Source organism: Ferrovibrio terrae, assembly GCF_943371255.1.
Classification (GTDB): domain Bacteria; phylum Pseudomonadota; class Alphaproteobacteria; order Ferrovibrionales; family Ferrovibrionaceae; genus Ferrovibrio; species Ferrovibrio terrae_B.
Genome location: NZ_CALRUC010000101.1, coordinates 1 through 16531, shown reverse-complemented (window position 1 = coordinate 16531; position 16531 = coordinate 1). Strand labels below are relative to the sequence as shown.

Below are 16531 nucleotides of genomic sequence, written 5' to 3'. Positions count from 1 at the left end.
GGAAAGACTTTGCTGCGAACCGCGGTAATCATACAGCAGAGGGGCAAGCTCAGGGAGTTCGTCGATCAGAATAAGGCGGAAGTCAATGAGGCCTACGACATACTGGCGAATCCAAGGGATCTCCAGAGTTTCCACAACACCCGGCTGCGCGCGGCCCTTATTGTTCCAAAGCTGCAGTTCGATCGTATGAAAACATTCAATACAACGACTCAGAAACTCGAAATTCTGGAGGCGGCCATGAAAACCCATGTGGCGCTCGCGGAGTACGACATGCTGCGCACGCTGCCGCCACCTGAAAATGTAGCTAAGTTTTTTGCTGATATAAAAGTGAAGCTGGCCGAGGCAACAGACGACAGGTATGACATCGAGGAAATCATAGGTTTCATCAAATTCTCAGTGGGCGAGATCGAAAACATCAAGAGTCAGTATGAGAATTTGCGTGACAAGACCGAGAAGATGCATGCTGCCCTGAATGCGCTGCGCTAGGGTATCGCCATGCGGAGCTTACTGCTTGCTGCGGTCGGATTTCTGGCGCTCGCATCTGGCCCCGGTGTGGCACAAGACACGTTGCCGACGCCGATAACGACCGATGCGGCTGCTAAGATGACGGCGGCGATAAGGAGCAAGGTCGAGTCTCTCAGTCCGGAAGAGCAGCAAAAGACCGTGCGTATTCTCGACAATCGTATCGATGAGCTTGGCCAGCAGGCGAAAGAACTGCAGGACAAGCTTGGCACCGCGCGATCCGCAGAGGCGCGAAACGTGTCGATGCGGGGGCGGGAATCGGCTGAAAATATTGAAAAGCGGTATGAGGCGGTTCAAAGCACGCTTGTGGCCTATTCGACGGCACGGGAGGTTACCACCAAGCCGGATTCCGACATTCCTTTCGATCTGATCCAACCTGTCAATGAAGCCTTTGCGCAGTTCTTCGGCCCCCTGTTCATTGTCTGCGACTCAGCAATCTGGGCACCCGCCGACCCCAAGGACTATCGCGGGGCATTGGCGCAGAACCTGCTGAAGCTGCTGCAGATGGGGCGCAGTGTCGGTCGGATCGAACTCAGCCAGAATGGAACGCCGGCTGTTGGAACGGGCTTTCTGGTCGGCCCCAGGCATGTACTGACAAACCGGCATGTCATTACCGACTTCAACCTGGCCGCCCGGGACCCGAACACCAAGGAGTGGAAGCTGAGGGAGACCCCGGCCACCGTGATCCGCTTTCACCACGAGTTTGATCTGCAGGCGGGCAATGGCTGTCCGCAAAGACCGGCAACTCATCTGGTCCGCGTCGTCGGCATTCTGACTCCAGATGACAATGTTGACCTCGCCGTCCTGATCCTGTTGCCCAGCGCCCAGGATGAAGCGCGCCTGCCGCCGGTTCTGCCTTTGCAGGATCGCGCCACCGATGAATACAAGTATGCCACACGGATCGCCGTGATCGGGTATCCGGGCCGACCATCCGACATGACGGTGCGTCAGTTCGACGAATACTTCCGCACGCCATTCAGGACAGTGGGTGAGACAGGCATCAAACGTCTGTCACCCGGCGAGACCGGATATGACGAGTATGACCAGTCGGTCAAGGCAAACGAGTTTCGGCACAATGCGAATACGGCAGGCGGCAATTCCGGTGGTCCAGTGATCGATGTCGAGCTCCAGGCGGTGATCGGTGTGCATACCCGGGCTTTGGCACGGCAGGGAAATCCCGAAAGCATCAACTACGGCATCATGTCGGCTGCAGCGAAAGGTATCGTCGATGCTGCCCTGAAGGCCACGCAAGGGCAGTAAATCGATCTGGCCGGAACCTGAGTTGGTGCTGCCGGGGTCGGTCCCGTTTGCGCCATGGCCGCTCCGGCAGTATCGTCGGTGGCATGTTGGGCTTTCTGATACGCCCCCTGCTTGCCGCGCTGGCGCTTCTGTTCGCGGGTTCTGCCTCGGCGCAAACTGCCGGCCCGCAGACCGCTCGCGTCCTGATCAATGATGCGCCACCCTATCGCATCGTCGGTTCGGCCAATGGTGCGCCGTATTACACCGGCATCTATGTCGACATCCTGCGCCTGGTGGCCGCCGAAACCGGGCTGCAGCTCGATTTCATCGAGCTGCCGTTTGCGCGCGCCTTCCGCGTCATGCAGGCGGGCGAGGCCGATATCATGCTGGGCCCCAACCGCTCGGCCGAGCGCGAGGGCTATCTGCACTACCTCGAACCGCCGCTGCCGCAGGAGCCGAAGATTTTCCTGCAGGCCCGCACCGCGTCGCCGATCCGCGGCTATGACGACCTGCAGGGCCGTAGCATCGCCGTGTTGCGAGGCGCCACCTATTTCGATCGCTTCGATGCCGACGAAGGCCTGGCCCGGATTGCGGTCGATGATTATACCGCCGCGCTGCGGCTCGCCGTGGTCGGCCGCGTCGATGCCGCGATCATGCCCGAGCTGCAGGCGCTGTGGCTGTTGCGCCAGACCGGCTTTCCGCTCCAGATGTCGCCCTATCGCGTGCCGGGCCGCGACTCTTATATCGTGGTGTCGCGGCAGTCGCCGATGGTGCAGCAGGTCGCCAGCCTTGAAGCCGCCCTGCACCGCGTCGTTGCCAGCGGCGCGGTGCGGCGCATCCTCGAACGCTACGAATAAGCAGCCGCATCGGCTGGAAACTGGCGAATTCTCTACGGATGCGATGCTCCGGCCTGCAGCAAAGATCGGCCTTGTATTCGCCGCAATTAAAGCCTAGGGTCCGCGCCATCGACATTTTGGCCGGACCTTCTGGCTGTCCGCCCTGGTTATGCCGGGCGCATCATTCCGACTTTCTCTCCAAAACATCGAAAGCCTTATGGGGGCCACGGCATCGTTGTGGCTTGTGCATCTGGCTCATCTCTACGGACTAAGGAATATCCCATGCAGACTGGTATCGTTAAGTTCTACAACTCCACCAAGGGTTTTGGTTTCATTCAGCCGGAAGACGGCGGCAAGGACGTGTTCGTGCACGCCACCGCTCTCGAGCGTGCCGGCATGAGCCAGCTGTCGGAAGGCCAGAAGGTCTCCTTCGACACCGAGCAGGACAGCCGTTCTGGCAAGGTTGCCGTGCGCAGCCTGCAGGCCGCCTGATCTGACGCCTGCCTGATCGAGCCCATCGCTTGATCGAACAGACGAAAGAAGACCCGGGCGCGGCGTCCTTCGATTGCCAGAGCTGTGGCGCCTGTTGCGCGTATTCGCGTGACTGGCCCCGCTTCTCGCTCGAAGACGATGCCGCGCTCGCGCGCATCCCGGCCCGTTTTGTCGATGACGAAGCGGGCCGGATGCGCTGCGATGGCGACCGCTGCTCAGCGCTGTCGGGAAAACTCGGCGACCGTGTCGCCTGCGGCATCTATGACGTGCGCCCCATCGTCTGCCGCGACTGCCAGCCCGGCGACGAGGAATGCCTCATCGCCCGCGCCTATCACCGGTTTCCGGTGACATAAAAACAAAGAACCGTCGTCCTCGGACTTGATCCGAGACCCATCTGTCCCATCCCGCCTGCGATAACCATGGGGTGGACCCTCGACACAAAGTCGAGGCTGACGATGTTTTTAATCAGGGCGTCTCGCGCAAGCCACCCTTGTCATCCCGTTTGAATCCGGCCTTCTCATAGGCGCGGATGGCACGGGCGTTTTTCCGGATCGGGATCGGTCACCGCATGGGGTGTGCTCTGTAAATGGTTTGGCAATTAAAGATTGTGCCTCAGCCATAAACTCCACTTAAGCGACCTTAACTATAGATTCACCCCGGTAAAATGAGTTAATCAGTCAGCCTGTGGGGATGCAGAGCGAAAACGCTACCGTGTCCATGGCAGGGTTTTTGACGGGGAATTGGGTCATGCGTAACACATCGGTCAGAATGACGATGGCCTGCATCGGGCTTATCTGCTTTGCCGGCACGGCCCAGGCCGCGGACCCCGACTGGACCGGCTTCTATACCGGCCTCACCGTCGGCACCGCCATGGGCAAGGCGGAGATGAGCCTCAACCCGACGGGAGCCTTCAACGGCCCGCTCGCCGCTGACATTACGGACGGCAATTTCTGGCGTCGCACGACGGATCTCGACTCTGCGGCTTTCACCGGCGGCCTCTATGGCGGCTATCAGGTCAAGGTCGACAGGGTCGTCTATGGCCTGGAAGGCGAGGCCGGCTATCTCGGCTTGAAGGACTCGTCGTCGATCACGGCCACGGTGTCGACCGGCAACACGTATCGGCTTGACCAGAAGGTGGAGACCGATTTCTTCGCCAGCCTGCGTCCGCGCGTCGGATACGTGCCGGAGGCTTTCTCCGGCAGCCTGCTGCTGTTTGCCACCGGCGGCGTCACCCTGACCCAGGTCCGGGTGGACCAGACCTTCAAGCAGATCGGCGTTGCTTACCAGTCCAAGGGTCTGGCGGAAGACAAGATGCTGGTCGGCTGGACGGTTGGCGGCGGCATGGAATATGCCATGTCGAAGGCCTGGAGCCTCAAGGCGGAATATCTCTATGCCGACTTGGGCACGATCGAAAACAACAATGTTCCCGGCAGCCCGGCTTCGGTCGCAGCCTACCGGACCAACAACAAGGCGGAGCTGACCACGCATATCCTCCGCATCGGCACCGCCTGGCACTTCTGATCCGGCAGCCACTGCGCGGCGCTGTCGGAAAAACGCGGCGACCGTGTCGCCTGCGGCATTTATGACGTGCGCCCCATCGTCTGCCGCGACTGCCAGCCCGGCGACGAGGAATGCCTCATCGCCCGCGCCTATCACCGGTTTCCGGTGACGTAAAACAAAGAACCGTCGTCCTCGGACTTGATCCGAGGACCCATCTGTCCCATCCCGCCTGCGATAACCATGGGATGGACCCTCGACACAAGGTCGAGGGTGACGATTCTTTTAATCAGGGTGGATCGCAGACTTACGCGCTCTTGCCGTCGTATTTCACCGGCTCCAGCGAGTCCAGATCGAAGCCTTCCAGGCAGCGCACATTGATCGCCACCATCTTGCTGCCGTTCGGCGCCGTGCCGGTGGCAAAGGATTCCACGCCGCAGGTTTTGCAGAACAGGTGATGGATGTTCATGGTGTTGAACTGGTAGTCGCTCACTGCATCCTTGCCGGCCATCAGCTTGAAATCGTCGGCCGGCACAAAGCTCAGCAGCGAGCCCTTCTTCGAGCAGATCGAGCAGTTGCAGGAAATCACCGGCGGATTGTGGCCGGTGATCACGCTGTAGCGCACCGCGCCGCAATGGCAGCCGCCGTTATAGGTGTTCTTCTGATCGCTCATGCCGGTCTCCGGATTAATATATAACTTACAGGTTATATTCTGAGGGGCCGGTGGCATCAACCGGGCGGCTCCGCTTGTTTTGCCGCTCTCTCGTACTATCTATGTTCTTTTCAGGCAAGGTATTGGTCGCCCAGCCTTAGATTCACATAATAATGTATTCAGTGGCACCGAACCTCAACGAACCTGAACGAACCTCAGCGAACCCGAACGAACCCTAACGGACCTCAACGAACCCCAACGAACCTGAACGGACCCGAACGAAGCCCGGCGGGAATCCCCCCTCCCGCCCCCCGATGGCCCTGTGTAAACTGGTATTCCGTCCGCCTTTTCCGTGAGCGCCGCCTGATGAGCATCGACCGCAGCCTGATCCCCGAGGCGCCGCATTTCGTCACCCATCTGGAATGCGGCATGACCGGGGAGCGGCTGCCGGCCGGGCAGTTGCACAATCTCTCGCCCCAGGGCTTTCCGATCCTGGTGCGGTATGACCTTGCCGGCGTGAAGGCAACACTGACGAAACAGAAGATCGCCGCGCGCGCACCGAACTGGTGGCGCTATCGCGAGCTGCTGCCGGTGCGCCGCACGGAGAATATCGTTTCGCTCGGCGAGGTGATGACGCCGATCCTCAATCTGCCACGGCTGGCGAAACAGCTGGGGCTGCGCGGCGACGGCGAGATCATCGTGAAAGACGAAGGCCGGCTGCCGACTGGCAGCTTCAAGGCGCGCGGCCTGGCGCTCGCCGTCTGCATGGCGAAAGAGCTGGGTGTCACCAAGATGGCGATGCCGACCAACGGCAATGCCGGCGCCGCGCTCGCCGCCTATGCCAGCCGCGCCGGTATCGAAAGCGTGGTGTTCTGCCCCGACGACACGCCGCAGGTCAACATGAACGAGATCGTGCTGCAGGGCGCGCGGCTCTACAAGGTCAACGGCCTGATCAACGACTGCGGCAAGATCGTCGGCGCCGGCAAGGCGGCTGCCGGCTGGTTCGATACCTCCACTCTGAAAGAGCCCTATCGCATCGAGGGCAAGAAGACGATGGGGCTGGAACTGGCCGAACAGCTCGGGTGGGAATTGCCGGACGCGATCTTCTATCCCACCGGCGGCGGCACCGGACTCATTGGGATGTGGAAGGCATTTGAGGAATTGGAAGCCATCGGCTTCATCGGTGCCAAGCGCCCGAAGATGATCGCGGTGCAGGCAGCGGGCTGCGCGCCGATCGTGCGCGCGTTTGAGGGCAACGAGCGCCATGCCAAACTCTGGGAGAACGCGCATACCGTGGCGGCCGGCATCCGCGTGCCGGCGGCGATTGGCGATTTCCTGATTCTGGATGCCGTGCGCAATTCCGGCGGCTTTGCCATGGCCGTCGAGGACTCGGCCATCACGGCGGCGCTGAATGACGTGGCGAAGCAGGAAGGTTTCCTGATGTGCCCGGAGGGGGCGGCCACCTATGCCGCTTACAGGCAGGCGCTCTCTGCCGGCCGGGTGAAGCCCACTGATCGCGTGGTGCTGTGGAACTGCGCGGCGGGTCTGAAATATCCGATGCCCGATGGCGGCACGCCGCTCGATCGGCACGGCCCGATCGACTACGCCCGGCTCTAGGGGGCGGCGATGGCGGACAGGGTCAAGGATCTGCGTTATGGCGTCCTCGATTCAGCCGACCGGCTCGCACATCCCCTGCTGCGCCGCCTCTATGATGACTGGCGCACGGCACCGCATGTCGATGGCGGCTTGCCGGGTCATGACTTCATCGATCCGCTGAAGCTGAACTATCTGCTCGGGCAATTGCTGATCGTCGGCGTTGTGCGTCCGCAGGCCGATACCCTGCGTTTTCACTACCGGCTGATCGGCACCGATCTGGTGGCGCGCCGCGGGCGTGATTCCACCGGCCTGTGGATGGATGAGCATTACGATCCCACCGTCGCCGCCAGTGGTCCGCTCGCCTGTCGTCTTGCGGTGGAGGCGCGCCAGCCGGTGTATATCACGGCGGCGCGCTGGATCGATGGCAAACGCTATGCGCTGGAATACCTGTTGCTGCCGCTGGTGGATGGCGCGTCGCATATGATCGACCGGCTGTTGATCGCCCAGCTCTATCCGGCCGATGCGCCGCGCCTGCCTTACGCCGCGAGACGATCCGGGTGATGCGACGATGACCTTCACCAGCAGCGGCGCAAATTTCACCACCCTGGCTGCAGGCGAGCAGCTCGAAACCCTGCGGCTCAACCGCCTGTATCGCGACTGGCAGCAGGCGTCGCGCGATGGTGCCCTGCCCGGTGTGGAGTTTCTCGATCCGCAGCGTCACGGCTATCTGGATGGCATGCTGGTGATTGTCGATGTCGAGCCGGGGCCCGAACACCGGCGCTATCGCTACCGCAGTGTCGGTCACCATTTCATTGCGCATCTGCAGGTCGATCCGGCCGGCATGTATATGGACCAGCATCCGGAATCGCAATTCGCCATGCAGGCGCTGCGGGCCTGCGACCTGGTGGTGCAGACGCGCAAGGCGATCCATGCCCGCATCGACCGCGATATCGACGGCCGGCTGTTCACGGTGGAATTTTTGCTGCTGCCCATAAGCGGCGCCAGTGCCGATGCCGATGGCGCGGTGGTCACGCTGCTGATCGCGCAGATTTTCACGCCGGCCGAGGTTTAGGCCGCCACGCGCATGAAATAGATCATGTCCAGTTCCGGCGGGCTGACGCCGGCATGACTCAGCAGGCCATGCACCTGGCCACGATGATGGGTCTGGTGGTTGAAAAAATGCATCAGTGGCGGGAACAGCGGGTCGGTGAACCGCTCGCCGCGCATATTGGCGTAAGAAAAGGTGTCGTTCAGTTTTTCATCCGTCATGCCGTCACAAAAGGCGATGATCTCGGCATCCTTGGCTTCGCGTGCGGCGCGCAGCGGTGCAAACTCTGCATGCAGGATCTGGTCGAGCCGGGTGACGCCGGGCGGCGGGTTGCCGGTGAAGCGGCCGAGCCAGATGCTGTCGCCGACCAGGATGTGGTTCAGCGTCGCCATGATGCTGCCGAAGAAACTCGGCCGCGGCGCGCTGAATTCCGCCGCCGGCAGCATGCCACAGGCATCATACAGGCGCCGGTTGGCCCACTGGTTATAGCGGCCGAAACGGCGGACATGCTGCAGCATCAGGTCATCGGGCATGCGCGCAGCCTAAGCCGGCAGCGGGTGGTTTTGAAAGCGCGGAATTGTCCTGCTGCAATTGCGCAAAACTCAAGCCAGCGGATGGCCGACGCGGATCAGGTTGCCGTCAGGATCGACGAAATGGAATTCGCGCAGGCCCCAGGGTCGGTCTTCGATCGGGCTGAAGCGCGGCAGGGCAAGCGGCTGCCAGGCGCGATGCAGGATGTCGGCATCGCTGCAACGGAAATAGCAGGCCGAGGCATTGGTCTGCGGGTCCAGCATAATGGGTGCATTCGCCCCGCCGCCGGCGAAATGGATTTCGAAATCCGGGTGAACGGCAACCAGATAGTCGGGATATCGGCGCTGCCGGTCGAAGCCGAGGCGGCTGTAGAAGGCGGCCGTGCGGTCGAGGTTGCGGGACGGCAGAATCGGAATGGCGGGCATGGCTCCCCCGAATGCAAACGGCCCGCCGGGTGCGCCGGCGGGCCGTCTTCATGTGGGTATCGGTGTGGCCGATTACCACTCGGTCAGGAACACATCCATCTTGGCCTTGGCCAGCGCATCGGCGCGGGTCTTCTGCCAGGCCTTCATGAAGGCGGCGTCATCGGCATGGCTCGCCTTGGCGTGCGTGGCCCAGGCTGCGGCCAGGGTCTTCTGGCGCTCGACCAGGGCGGTATTGGCCTTGTCGAATTCCGGCTTCCAGACGCCGATTTCCTTGAAGTACTTGATGGCGCCCTCATGCACCGGCACCACCCAGTCAAACACCTGGCGCTTGATGTCCCAGCCGTTGTTGCCGGGCGCTGCATCCTTGTAGTCGCCGTAGAGTTCAACCATCGCCTTGGTCATGGCATAGACCAAGCCAGCATCGACATTGTCGTAAGTCATCAGCACCGGATAGGGATAGGTGGCGGCTTCCACCTTCTTGGCGGCGCTCATCTCGGCGCCCTCGGCGCCCATGAACGGCACGAAGAACGGCGCCTTGGCCTTCAGGCGTTCCCAGCCGGCCTTGTCGCCATGCGGCACGGTCGGATAGGCGACGCCGCGCGGGCTGGAGGCGAGCTGGTAGACCGGGCCGGAAATGGTGGACGAGAAAGCCGCATCGACCTGGCCGTTGATGATGCCCTGCATGGCCTGGCCGAAGCCGCCGAACTCGACCTTCTGCACATCCGCCCAGGTCAGGTTGGCATAGGCCAGCAGCGCGGTGATGTTCTGGTTCAGCGACGGCGCACCGATCACCCAGGCGACGCGCTTGCCCTTCAGATCCGCCATGGTCTTCACGCCGGTATCCTTGGCGGCGACGATGGTGAGCAGGGCATCGGAATTGTTCAGCAGCAGGGTGCGCACCGGTTGCGGGCCCCATTCCTTGGCACCGAATTCATAAACGGCTTCCTGCGCCATGTAGGTGCCGCCGACACCATTGGCCGAGAAGGGCACCTTGCCTTCGCGCAGCGGCACGGTGCGCGACACGTCATTCTTGCCGGGCAGCACGCGCAGCGTGATGTTCTGCTTGTTCTTGAGCGCATTGCCGACGGCAACCGCCTGGTTGTAACCGCCGGAGCCGACGTCATAGGCCGTCCAGGTCAGCTGGTCGGGCAGCTTCTGTGCGAAAGCACTGGCCGACAGCGCGAGTCCAGCGACAGCACCGAGCAGGGCATAGGTATAGTGACGCATTGTAGTCCTCCCGTTTATGTCTTGTTTATGCGTTGAGTGTGTCGCGGTTACCCAGTTTGAGCAACAGGAAAGCGCCGAGCGCGAGCGCCGCGCCGATCACCGCCAGTAACATGTTGCTGATCGGGATCAGGTTGCCGCCCGGTGCTGCAAGTGCGAGACCGCCGAGCGCCAGCATGATGCGCGCCAGCAGGCGCAGCCATGTGCCGTCCAGCCGGCCGGCACCGATCAGCCAGCCCTGGATCGCGGCGGCGATCAGCCATACGCCGATGAAGGCGGTGACGATCACCGACACCACATCCATCGGCTCGCCTTTCAGGATCAGCGCCGGATTGAGTACGAAGAAGAACGGCACGATGTAGATGACGGCACCGAGCCGCATCGCCTGGAAGCCGATCTTGAATGGCGAGGCGCGTGCGAGCGGTGCGGCGGCGAAGGTGGCAAGCGCCACCGGCGGCGTGATGAACGAGATCATGCCCCAGTACATGATGAAGAGATGCACGGCCAGCGGATCGAGGCCGGCCTTCACCAGCGGCGGCGCCAGCACGATGGCGAGGAAGATGTAGCAGGCCGTCACCGTCATCCCCATGCCGAAGATGAAGCTGGTGAGTGCGCCCATCAGCAGCAGCACGATCGGCTTGTCGCCGGCGATGTAGACCAGGTCATTGGCCAGCGTGCCGGCCAGGCCGGTGACCGAGAAGGCGCCGATGATGAAACCGACACCGGCGAGGATCGCCACCAGTTCGGCCAGTGCGCGGCCGGTGGCCAGCACCAGCTCGACCAGGCTTTTCCAGCTCAGACGGTTTTTGGGCAGGATCTGGTTGATCACCAGCAGCAAAGCGGTGGCCACGAAGGGCGCCGTGGCCTCCTGCTGTTCGTTGATCATCAGCCAGACCAGCACGGCGAAGACGAGGATATAAAGCCAGCCGTCCTTCAGCGTCTGCTTCAGCGACGGCAGTTCCTCCTGCTTCATGCCCTTCAGCCCGAGGCGGGCGGCATAGGCATCGATCTGCATGGCGAGGCCGAAATAGAACAGCAGCGCCGGCACCGTGGCAGCCAATGCGATCTCGCCATAGGAGATGCCGAGGAAGCTCGCCATCACAAAGGCGGTCGACCCCATCACCGGCGGCATCAGCACGGCGCCGGTAGACGCCACGGCTTCGACGCCGCCGGCATAATCGGCGCGGAAACCGGTGCGTTTCATCGCCGGGATGGTGACGACGCCGGACGAGATCACGTTGGAAATCACGCTGCCGGAAATCGAGCCCTGCAACGCGGAGGAGATCACGCCGACCTGCGCGGCGCCGCCACGCCAGCGGCCGACCAGCGCGAAGGCGATGTCATTGAAGAATTTGCCGCCGCCGGTGTGGTTCAGCGCCACGCCAAAGACGATGAAGCCGATGACGATCTCGCCAAACGCCCGCATCGGAATGCCAAAGGCGCTTTCGGCCGAAACGATGTGATAGGCCAGCGTGTCATCCAGCGGCTGGTCGATGCCGTTCAGCGGGCTGGGCAGTTTGCCTGCCACCACCGGATAGAGCGAGACGATGGTGACGATGATGAAGATCGGCGTGCCGCCAGTGCGGCGCAGCGCTTCCAGGATCAGCACCCACAGCAGTGCGCCGAGGATTTTCGCCATCGCCGGTGCGGCGAATTCCCAGCCTTCGCCGAGAATGGCTTCCGCCTTCCAGGAAAACCAGAACAGCGCCGCCATGGTGACGAGGCTGAGCAGGATATCGAAGCCGAGCCAGGCGGCCGAGCGCATCACGCGCGGGTGCCAGGGATAGGCGAGGAAGACCAGTGGCAGGGTCGCGGCGGCGAGCAGGAAGAGATAGCGGTTCTCGACCAGCGTGATGCCGAACAGATGCAGGTTGAACTGCTGGTTCAGCACCAGCACCATCACAGCCAGGGTCAGGGTGCCGAAGGCGGCCTGCAGCCAGCCGGGTAGAATGCGATAGGCCAGCTCCTCGACCATGCGGTCGGCGGCAGATATGTCCGGCGCAGATATACTATCGGCGCGAACGTCCTTGTCGGCACCATGGGTGCCGGCACGCTTCTGCATTATGATCCTCCCTGCGCCGACTTTTTTCTGTCGGTCGGATTGTCGGACCGACAGTCTAGGGAGCGGGCCGCAGCGGATCAACACATCCTGCGGCCTCCGAAGATGCCGCAGGATGAAATAGGGGCGGGATTAAGCGCCGGCCTTGTCGGCAGGATAATCGCGCAACTCGATCGGCGCCTGCCAGAAATGCTGTGCGGCTTCGAAGGCCGCCGCGCCGGGCGAGATGCCGGCATCGCGCAAGCTGCGGGCATCGACCTTGGTGAGTTCGCGCCGGATGCGGGCACGCTCGATCCAGGTTTCAACCAGACTGCCGAGGGCGGGCAGGGTCAGCTGCCACCAGGGCGCATCGAGGCCGTCGAACACGGCGGGTTGGTTGACGCCGTCGAGCCAGCCGAGTTCGGCCTTGCTCGGGCTGAGCACCGGGCGGGGCCCGAGCCAGGCCGGCCGTTCGCCGGTCGGCTGCAGGCGCCGCGCCTGCTGCAGTGCGTCAGAACGATCGTGCTTTTTTAGCAGGGTCTGCGGGGTCGAGGGGGCGATGGTCGTCATGGGGAGGCTCTTTTTGTTGTTAGGTCTGGGGGACTAACGGGGAAACACTAACGCGTACCGGTGTCAAAAACTGTCAGTGGAGAGGCAGGGCGCGGGCAATCAGGCTGCGGAAACTGTCTTCGGCGCGGTCAACAGCCGACCCGTCGCGCAGCAGGCGGCGGTAATAATTCATCGCCAGGAAAATGCCCTGCAGATCATAGGCAAACTGCTTGGGGTCCAGATCGGCGCGGAAATGGCCTTCCTGCACGGCGATCTGGGCGCTGCGCGTCAGCATTGACTGCCACTGACCCTGCAGCTCGGCGAGATGGTCACGCACCGGACCGGGCTTGTCGTCCACTTCCACGGCCAGCGCCACAAACAGGCAGCCGCCCGGCAAATCCTCATGATTCAGGCTCCAGCCGAGCCAGGACTTGAACAGCACCTCGATGCGCGGCCGCCCGCGGGGGGCCTTCATCGCCGGCTGCCATACCGTGTCCATAAATCGCTGGGCGGCCTCGTCCAGCAAGGCCATTTCCAGCTCTTCCTTCGAGCCGAAATGGGCAAACAGGCCGGATTTCGACATCTTCAGCCGGTCGGCCAGCATGCCGATCGAGATGCCCTGAAAGCCTTCCACGCTGGCGGCGCGGAGGGCCTCGGTCAGGATGGCGGCACGGGTTTGCTGTCCTTTGCTCATGGTCAAAACATTACGAACGATCGTTCGTTAAGTCAAATCCAAACCGGCTTCCGGCTGTGACGGCGGCCACAAATCGGCCGTTACCGCCTGCTGCACGGCGCAGGTTGGCTGATTCTGGGCCGTGCACTGGCCAAGGCATCCGCAAATCCCACCGTCTGGAGCATCATGATGAAATCCCGCCGCGCCCTGCTGCTGCAGGCTGCCCTGCTTGGCAGCCTGCCGTTTGCCGCCCATGTGCCGGCCCAGGCCCAGCAAAGACTGCTGGAGCCGACACCGGCCTGCGGCGACGACCATGGCGTGACGCCCGAACAGACCGAAGGGCCGTATTTCAAGCCGCAGTCGCCGCTTCGGGGCAGCCTGCTCGAGGCCGGCATGGCGGGCACCCGTCTGCGGGTCGGCGGCCTGGTGCTGGGGCGCAACTGCCGGCCGCTGCCCCATGTGCTGGTCGATCTGTGGCATGCCGATGCCGCCGGCCAGTATGACAACACCGGCTATCGCCTGCGCGGCCATCAGTTCACCGATGCGCAGGGGCGCTGGCAGTTCGAGACCGTCGTGCCCGGCCTGTATCCGGGCCGCACCCGCCATATGCATGTGAAGCTGCAGCCGCCGCGCAGCGACATCCTGACCACGCAGCTATATTTCCCGGGCGAACCGGGCAATGCGCGCGACATGATCTTTGACAGGCGCCTGCTGCTCAGCATGGCGGGCGATCAGGACCAGGCCATCGCGCGCTATGATTTTGTGCTGCCGGTCGGTTGATCGAATCACGCTGTCCCAGCATCATTGGCACTGACAGGAGTCAGCGCCAATGATGGATCTCGCCACACTGCTTACCTTCGCCGCCGCCGCCTTCGCGCTGGTGGTGACGCCGGGTCCCGACATGCTGCTGATCATGACGCGCAGCGTGGCGCAGGGCCGCATCGCCGGCTTTGTCACGCTCGCCGGCATCAGCGTCGGCTGCTATTTCCATGCGGTGATCGCCGGTCTGTCGCTGAGCGGCGTGCTGCTGCTGGCACCTGTGATGTTTGAAATCATCCGCTGGGCCGGTGCGGCTTATCTGCTGTATCTCGCGGTGCAGGCGTTGCGCGGCAGCGGCGGATTCCAGCCGCCGGCCGGTGACGCACCGGCAGTGCCGCTGCTGGCGCTGTTCCGTCAGGGCCTGCTCACCAACATTCTCAATCCGAAAGTGGCGCTGTTCTTTCTCGCGCTGTTTCCGCAGTTCATGCAGCCTGATCCCGATACTGCGGTGACGCAGGCCCTGATCCTGGCCAGCGTGCTGAATGTGGCGGGTGGCATCGTCAATGGCGCGATCATTCTCGCGGCAGGACGGCTGGGAGAATTCCTCGGCGCGCGGCCCGGCTTTGTGCGCTGGCAGAACCGCCTGCTCGGCGGCGTGTTCGCTCTGCTGGCCCTGCGTCTCGCACTCGACGCGAGACGCTGAACCGGCGCCTGATCCCGTTTACAGCTGGGCGACCTTGACGCCGGCCACTTCCGCGGTGCCGTCCAGGATGGCGGTCTTGATGGTTTCCAGGCCGCGTTCGAATTCCTCGATCCGCACACGCAGGCCACGCAGCTCTTCCAGTGCGACAGTGCCGATCGGGCGTTCGTTCTGTGCGTATTCCAGCACCAGCGTGGCGTAACGGCCGCGCATCTTCGCCAGCGAGCGCAGCATGTTGTCGATTTCAGTCGGCTCGATGCGGCCCAGCGCCCAGACCATCTGGGCGCGTGTCACTTCGCGTTCCTTGGCAACGATCTGCTGCACATACTGGCGCGCATTCAGGGCGGCGGCGACGGCTTCGGCCGGGCCTTCACGCAGCGCCAGGCGCTCGCGGGCACTCAGGCCGGCTTCGGCCAGGGTCTTGGGCTTGGGCGCAGCCGCGGCGGCAGCCTGGGCCAGGGCCTTCTGGGCCAGCGGCACACCCTTGATGGCGGCCTTGAGCTGGGGTTCGACCTTTTCGGCCTGACGCAACGACAGCAACGCAATTCCCATGACGGCAACTCCTGTCCCGGACATCTTTTCCTGAGGAAGGAGGAGCAAGCCGCGTGCCATGGTTAAAATGGCGGTTTTCCGGCATTTCGTGGCCGGGCGACGGCTGCCCGTCGGCAGCTTTTACCTAGGATGTCAGGTGCTTAAGGCCATTTACGGCAGCGGCGGCGCGGCCAGGGTGCTGACCCGGCTGCCGAAGTTCAGCTCCAGCAGCCAGTCGCCCGGCCGGGCGCGGTATTGTGCCAGCAGGGCCGGATCGAGGGCGAATTCCACCTGCGTCGATTGACCACTGGCACGACCGCCACCGCCAAAACCGCCGATCGGGAAACTGAGGCCGATGCCGGTGCCGAAGCCGCCGCCGGAGCCGGCCGAACCGCCGACGCCGACGCTGGGCCGGCCCCAGCCCTCGCCACTGCCGGCCGGCGCCGGCTCGGGCGGGCTGACGCGCTGGGCCAGAATCTTCTGGCCATCGGGCGTGGTCAGCCGGGCATCGCGCAGGGCATCCGGGGCGATCACGCGCATGAACAGCAGGCCTGTGCTGTCGCCCTGCCACACCGCCACGCGGGGCGGTGGTGGCGTCGCGGGCGCAGCGCAGGCGGCTGCCGCAACGGCAAGCAAAAGCAGGCAGGCCAGACGTTTCATCATCGCAGATATATAGGCGTACCGGCCGGCAGTTCCCATAGGACGGGCCCCGTGTTTAAGCTGCATTGCCAATCAGAAACGCAGGAAACGCCATCATGTCCGATACATTGTTCGATCTTTCCGGCAAGGTCGCCGTCATCACCGGTTCGAGCCGCGGCATCGGCCGCGCGATTGCCCTGCGCATGGCACAGCATGGCGCGAAGGTGGTGGTGACCAGCCGCAAGGCCGAGGCCTGCGAGAAAGTGGCGGCGGAGATCAAAAACGCGGGCGGCGACGCGATTGTCGTGCCCTGCAATGTCTCGGACAAGGCGCAGTTGCAGGCACTCGTCGATGCCACGGTGAAGCAGTGGGGCAGGATCGATGTGCTGGTCTGCAACGCGGCGGTGAATCCCTATTTCGGCCCGTCGAAGGACATTCCCGACGATGCCTTCGACAAGGTGATGGATGTCAACATCAAGTCGAACCACTGGCTGTGCAACATGGTGGCGCCCGGCATGGCCGAGCGCGGCCATGGCGCCATCATCATCATCTCCTCGGTGGGCGGACTGTTCGGCTCCAA

Annotated in this window: 21 protein-coding genes; 12 read left to right on the top strand and 9 right to left on the bottom strand. The window is 63.1% G+C overall.

What is annotated here, in order from left to right; translation table 11 throughout:
- The 6 genes from AAG799_RS17880 to AAG799_RS17855 form a co-directional block, all read left to right on the top strand.
- Positions 1-486, top strand: a 486-nt coding sequence (locus AAG799_RS17880) for a hypothetical protein (protein WP_341898079.1), incomplete at its 5' end; no start/stop codon positions are given.
- A gap of 9 nt (positions 487-495) precedes the next feature.
- Positions 496-1782, top strand: coding sequence for a trypsin-like peptidase domain-containing protein (locus AAG799_RS17875; protein ID WP_341898077.1), 1287 nt, complete (start codon positions 496-498; stop codon positions 1780-1782).
- A gap of 83 nt (positions 1783-1865) precedes the next feature.
- A complete protein-coding gene (locus tag AAG799_RS17870) occupies positions 1866-2618 on the top strand; it encodes a transporter substrate-binding domain-containing protein (RefSeq protein WP_341898074.1) in 753 nt (250 codons plus the stop codon).
- Between the two features lie 261 nt (positions 2619-2879).
- Complete coding sequence (locus AAG799_RS17865; protein ID WP_341898072.1) at positions 2880-3089, top strand: cold-shock protein; 210 nt, start codon at positions 2880-2882, stop codon at positions 3087-3089.
- 29 nt (positions 3090-3118) lie between these two features.
- Entirely contained in the window at positions 3119-3442 is a 324-nt protein-coding gene (locus AAG799_RS17860) for a YkgJ family cysteine cluster protein (RefSeq protein WP_341898070.1), read from the top strand.
- A gap of 394 nt (positions 3443-3836) precedes the next feature.
- Positions 3837-4610: an outer membrane beta-barrel protein gene (locus AAG799_RS17855; protein WP_341898069.1), complete on the top strand. Its 774-nt coding sequence runs from the start codon at positions 3837-3839 to the stop codon at positions 4608-4610.
- Between the two features lie 283 nt (positions 4611-4893).
- Here the strand turns inward: AAG799_RS17855 and AAG799_RS17850 are convergent, their stop codons facing one another.
- Complete coding sequence (locus AAG799_RS17850) at positions 4894-5259, bottom strand: GFA family protein (RefSeq protein ID WP_341898068.1); 366 nt, start codon at positions 5257-5259, stop codon at positions 4894-4896.
- A gap of 345 nt (positions 5260-5604) precedes the next feature.
- Between AAG799_RS17850 and AAG799_RS17845 the strand changes: the two genes are divergently transcribed.
- From AAG799_RS17845 to AAG799_RS17835, 3 genes are read left to right on the top strand one after another with little or no spacing between them, the layout of a single operon-like run.
- A complete protein-coding gene (locus tag AAG799_RS17845; protein ID WP_341898067.1) occupies positions 5605-6855 on the top strand; it encodes a threonine synthase in 1251 nt (416 codons plus the stop codon).
- 9 nt (positions 6856-6864) lie between these two features.
- Entirely contained in the window at positions 6865-7395 is a 531-nt protein-coding gene (locus tag AAG799_RS17840) for a PAS domain-containing protein (RefSeq protein WP_341898066.1), read from the top strand.
- A 7-nt stretch (positions 7396-7402) separates the two neighbouring features.
- The gene (locus AAG799_RS17835) at positions 7403-7906 is read left to right on the top strand and encodes a hypothetical protein (protein ID WP_341898064.1); all 504 of its coding nucleotides are present in this window, start codon (positions 7403-7405) and stop codon (positions 7904-7906) included.
- Here the strand turns inward: AAG799_RS17835 and AAG799_RS17830 are convergent.
- The 6 genes from AAG799_RS17830 to AAG799_RS17805 all read right to left on the bottom strand — a co-directional run bounded on the left by AAG799_RS17830 (position 7903) and on the right by AAG799_RS17805 (position 13343).
- A complete protein-coding gene (locus tag AAG799_RS17830) occupies positions 7903-8415 on the bottom strand; it encodes a DinB family protein (protein WP_341898062.1) in 513 nt (170 codons plus the stop codon). The genes AAG799_RS17835 and AAG799_RS17830 overlap by 4 nt on opposite strands.
- A 69-nt stretch (positions 8416-8484) precedes the next feature.
- Complete coding sequence (locus AAG799_RS17825; protein ID WP_341898061.1) at positions 8485-8838, bottom strand: VOC family protein; 354 nt, start codon at positions 8836-8838, stop codon at positions 8485-8487.
- Positions 8839-8910: 72 nt separating this feature from the next.
- Positions 8911-10065 (bottom strand): TAXI family TRAP transporter solute-binding subunit, encoded by a 1155-nt coding sequence (locus AAG799_RS17820; protein WP_341898060.1) that lies wholly within the window; start codon positions 10063-10065, stop codon positions 8911-8913.
- Between the two features lie 25 nt (positions 10066-10090).
- Positions 10091-12124: a TRAP transporter fused permease subunit gene (locus AAG799_RS17815; RefSeq protein WP_341898058.1), complete on the bottom strand. Its 2034-nt coding sequence runs from the start codon at positions 12122-12124 to the stop codon at positions 10091-10093.
- 129 nt (positions 12125-12253) lie between these two features.
- Positions 12254-12670: a hypothetical protein gene (locus tag AAG799_RS17810; protein ID WP_341898057.1), complete on the bottom strand. Its 417-nt coding sequence runs from the start codon at positions 12668-12670 to the stop codon at positions 12254-12256.
- Positions 12671-12743: 73 nt separating this feature from the next.
- A complete protein-coding gene (locus AAG799_RS17805) occupies positions 12744-13343 on the bottom strand; it encodes a TetR/AcrR family transcriptional regulator (RefSeq protein WP_341898055.1) in 600 nt (199 codons plus the stop codon).
- Between the two features lie 165 nt (positions 13344-13508).
- On the opposite strand from AAG799_RS17805, the gene AAG799_RS17800 reads away from it, so the two are divergent.
- Positions 13509-14102: an intradiol ring-cleavage dioxygenase gene (locus AAG799_RS17800; RefSeq protein ID WP_341898053.1), complete on the top strand. Its 594-nt coding sequence runs from the start codon at positions 13509-13511 to the stop codon at positions 14100-14102.
- 49 nt (positions 14103-14151) lie between these two features.
- Positions 14152-14784, top strand: a complete 633-nt coding sequence (locus tag AAG799_RS17795; protein WP_341898052.1) for a LysE family translocator — start codon at positions 14152-14154, stop codon at positions 14782-14784.
- A gap of 18 nt (positions 14785-14802) precedes the next feature.
- On the opposite strand, the gene AAG799_RS17790 is transcribed toward AAG799_RS17795, so the two are convergent.
- Positions 14803-15333, bottom strand: a complete 531-nt coding sequence (locus AAG799_RS17790; protein ID WP_341898051.1) for a hypothetical protein — start codon at positions 15331-15333, stop codon at positions 14803-14805.
- 150 nt (positions 15334-15483) lie between these two features.
- Positions 15484-15975 carry a hypothetical protein gene (locus tag AAG799_RS17785; protein ID WP_341898049.1) on the bottom strand — a complete coding sequence of 164 codons (492 nt, stop codon included), beginning with the start codon at positions 15973-15975 and terminating at the stop codon, positions 15484-15486.
- A 92-nt stretch (positions 15976-16067) separates the two neighbouring features.
- Here AAG799_RS17785 and AAG799_RS17780 point away from each other — a divergent pair.
- Positions 16068-16531 (top strand): SDR family NAD(P)-dependent oxidoreductase (locus AAG799_RS17780; protein WP_341898047.1); only part of this gene is annotated, 464 nt, incomplete at its 3' end.

Coding starts and splice junctions, on each gene's coding strand:
- AAG799_RS17820 (WP_341898060.1), bottom strand. CDS start 10,065: ATGCGTCACTATACCTATGCCCTGCTCGGTGCTGTCGCTGGACTCGCG.
- AAG799_RS17875 (WP_341898077.1), top strand. CDS start 496: ATGCGGAGCTTACTGCTTGCTGCGGTCGGATTTCTGGCGCTCGCATCT.
- AAG799_RS17870 (WP_341898074.1), top strand. CDS start 1,866: ATGTTGGGCTTTCTGATACGCCCCCTGCTTGCCGCGCTGGCGCTTCTG.
- AAG799_RS17835 (WP_341898064.1), top strand. CDS start 7,403: ATGACCTTCACCAGCAGCGGCGCAAATTTCACCACCCTGGCTGCAGGC.
- AAG799_RS17855 (WP_341898069.1), top strand. CDS start 3,837: ATGCGTAACACATCGGTCAGAATGACGATGGCCTGCATCGGGCTTATC.
- AAG799_RS17795 (WP_341898052.1), top strand. CDS start 14,152: ATGATGGATCTCGCCACACTGCTTACCTTCGCCGCCGCCGCCTTCGCG.
- AAG799_RS17805 (WP_341898055.1), bottom strand. CDS start 13,343: ATGAGCAAAGGACAGCAAACCCGTGCCGCCATCCTGACCGAGGCCCTC.
- AAG799_RS17840 (WP_341898066.1), top strand. CDS start 6,865: ATGGCGGACAGGGTCAAGGATCTGCGTTATGGCGTCCTCGATTCAGCC.
- AAG799_RS17810 (WP_341898057.1), bottom strand. CDS start 12,670: ATGACGACCATCGCCCCCTCGACCCCGCAGACCCTGCTAAAAAAGCAC.
- AAG799_RS17845 (WP_341898067.1), top strand. CDS start 5,605: ATGAGCATCGACCGCAGCCTGATCCCCGAGGCGCCGCATTTCGTCACC.
- AAG799_RS17815 (WP_341898058.1), bottom strand. CDS start 12,124: ATGCAGAAGCGTGCCGGCACCCATGGTGCCGACAAGGACGTTCGCGCC.
- AAG799_RS17825 (WP_341898061.1), bottom strand. CDS start 8,838: ATGCCCGCCATTCCGATTCTGCCGTCCCGCAACCTCGACCGCACGGCC.
- AAG799_RS17785 (WP_341898049.1), bottom strand. CDS start 15,975: ATGATGAAACGTCTGGCCTGCCTGCTTTTGCTTGCCGTTGCGGCAGCC.
- AAG799_RS17830 (WP_341898062.1), bottom strand. CDS start 8,415: ATGCCCGATGACCTGATGCTGCAGCATGTCCGCCGTTTCGGCCGCTAT.
- AAG799_RS17850 (WP_341898068.1), bottom strand. CDS start 5,259: ATGAGCGATCAGAAGAACACCTATAACGGCGGCTGCCATTGCGGCGCG.
- AAG799_RS17800 (WP_341898053.1), top strand. CDS start 13,509: ATGATGAAATCCCGCCGCGCCCTGCTGCTGCAGGCTGCCCTGCTTGGC.
- AAG799_RS17865 (WP_341898072.1), top strand. CDS start 2,880: ATGCAGACTGGTATCGTTAAGTTCTACAACTCCACCAAGGGTTTTGGT.
- AAG799_RS17790 (WP_341898051.1), bottom strand. CDS start 15,333: ATGGGAATTGCGTTGCTGTCGTTGCGTCAGGCCGAAAAGGTCGAACCC.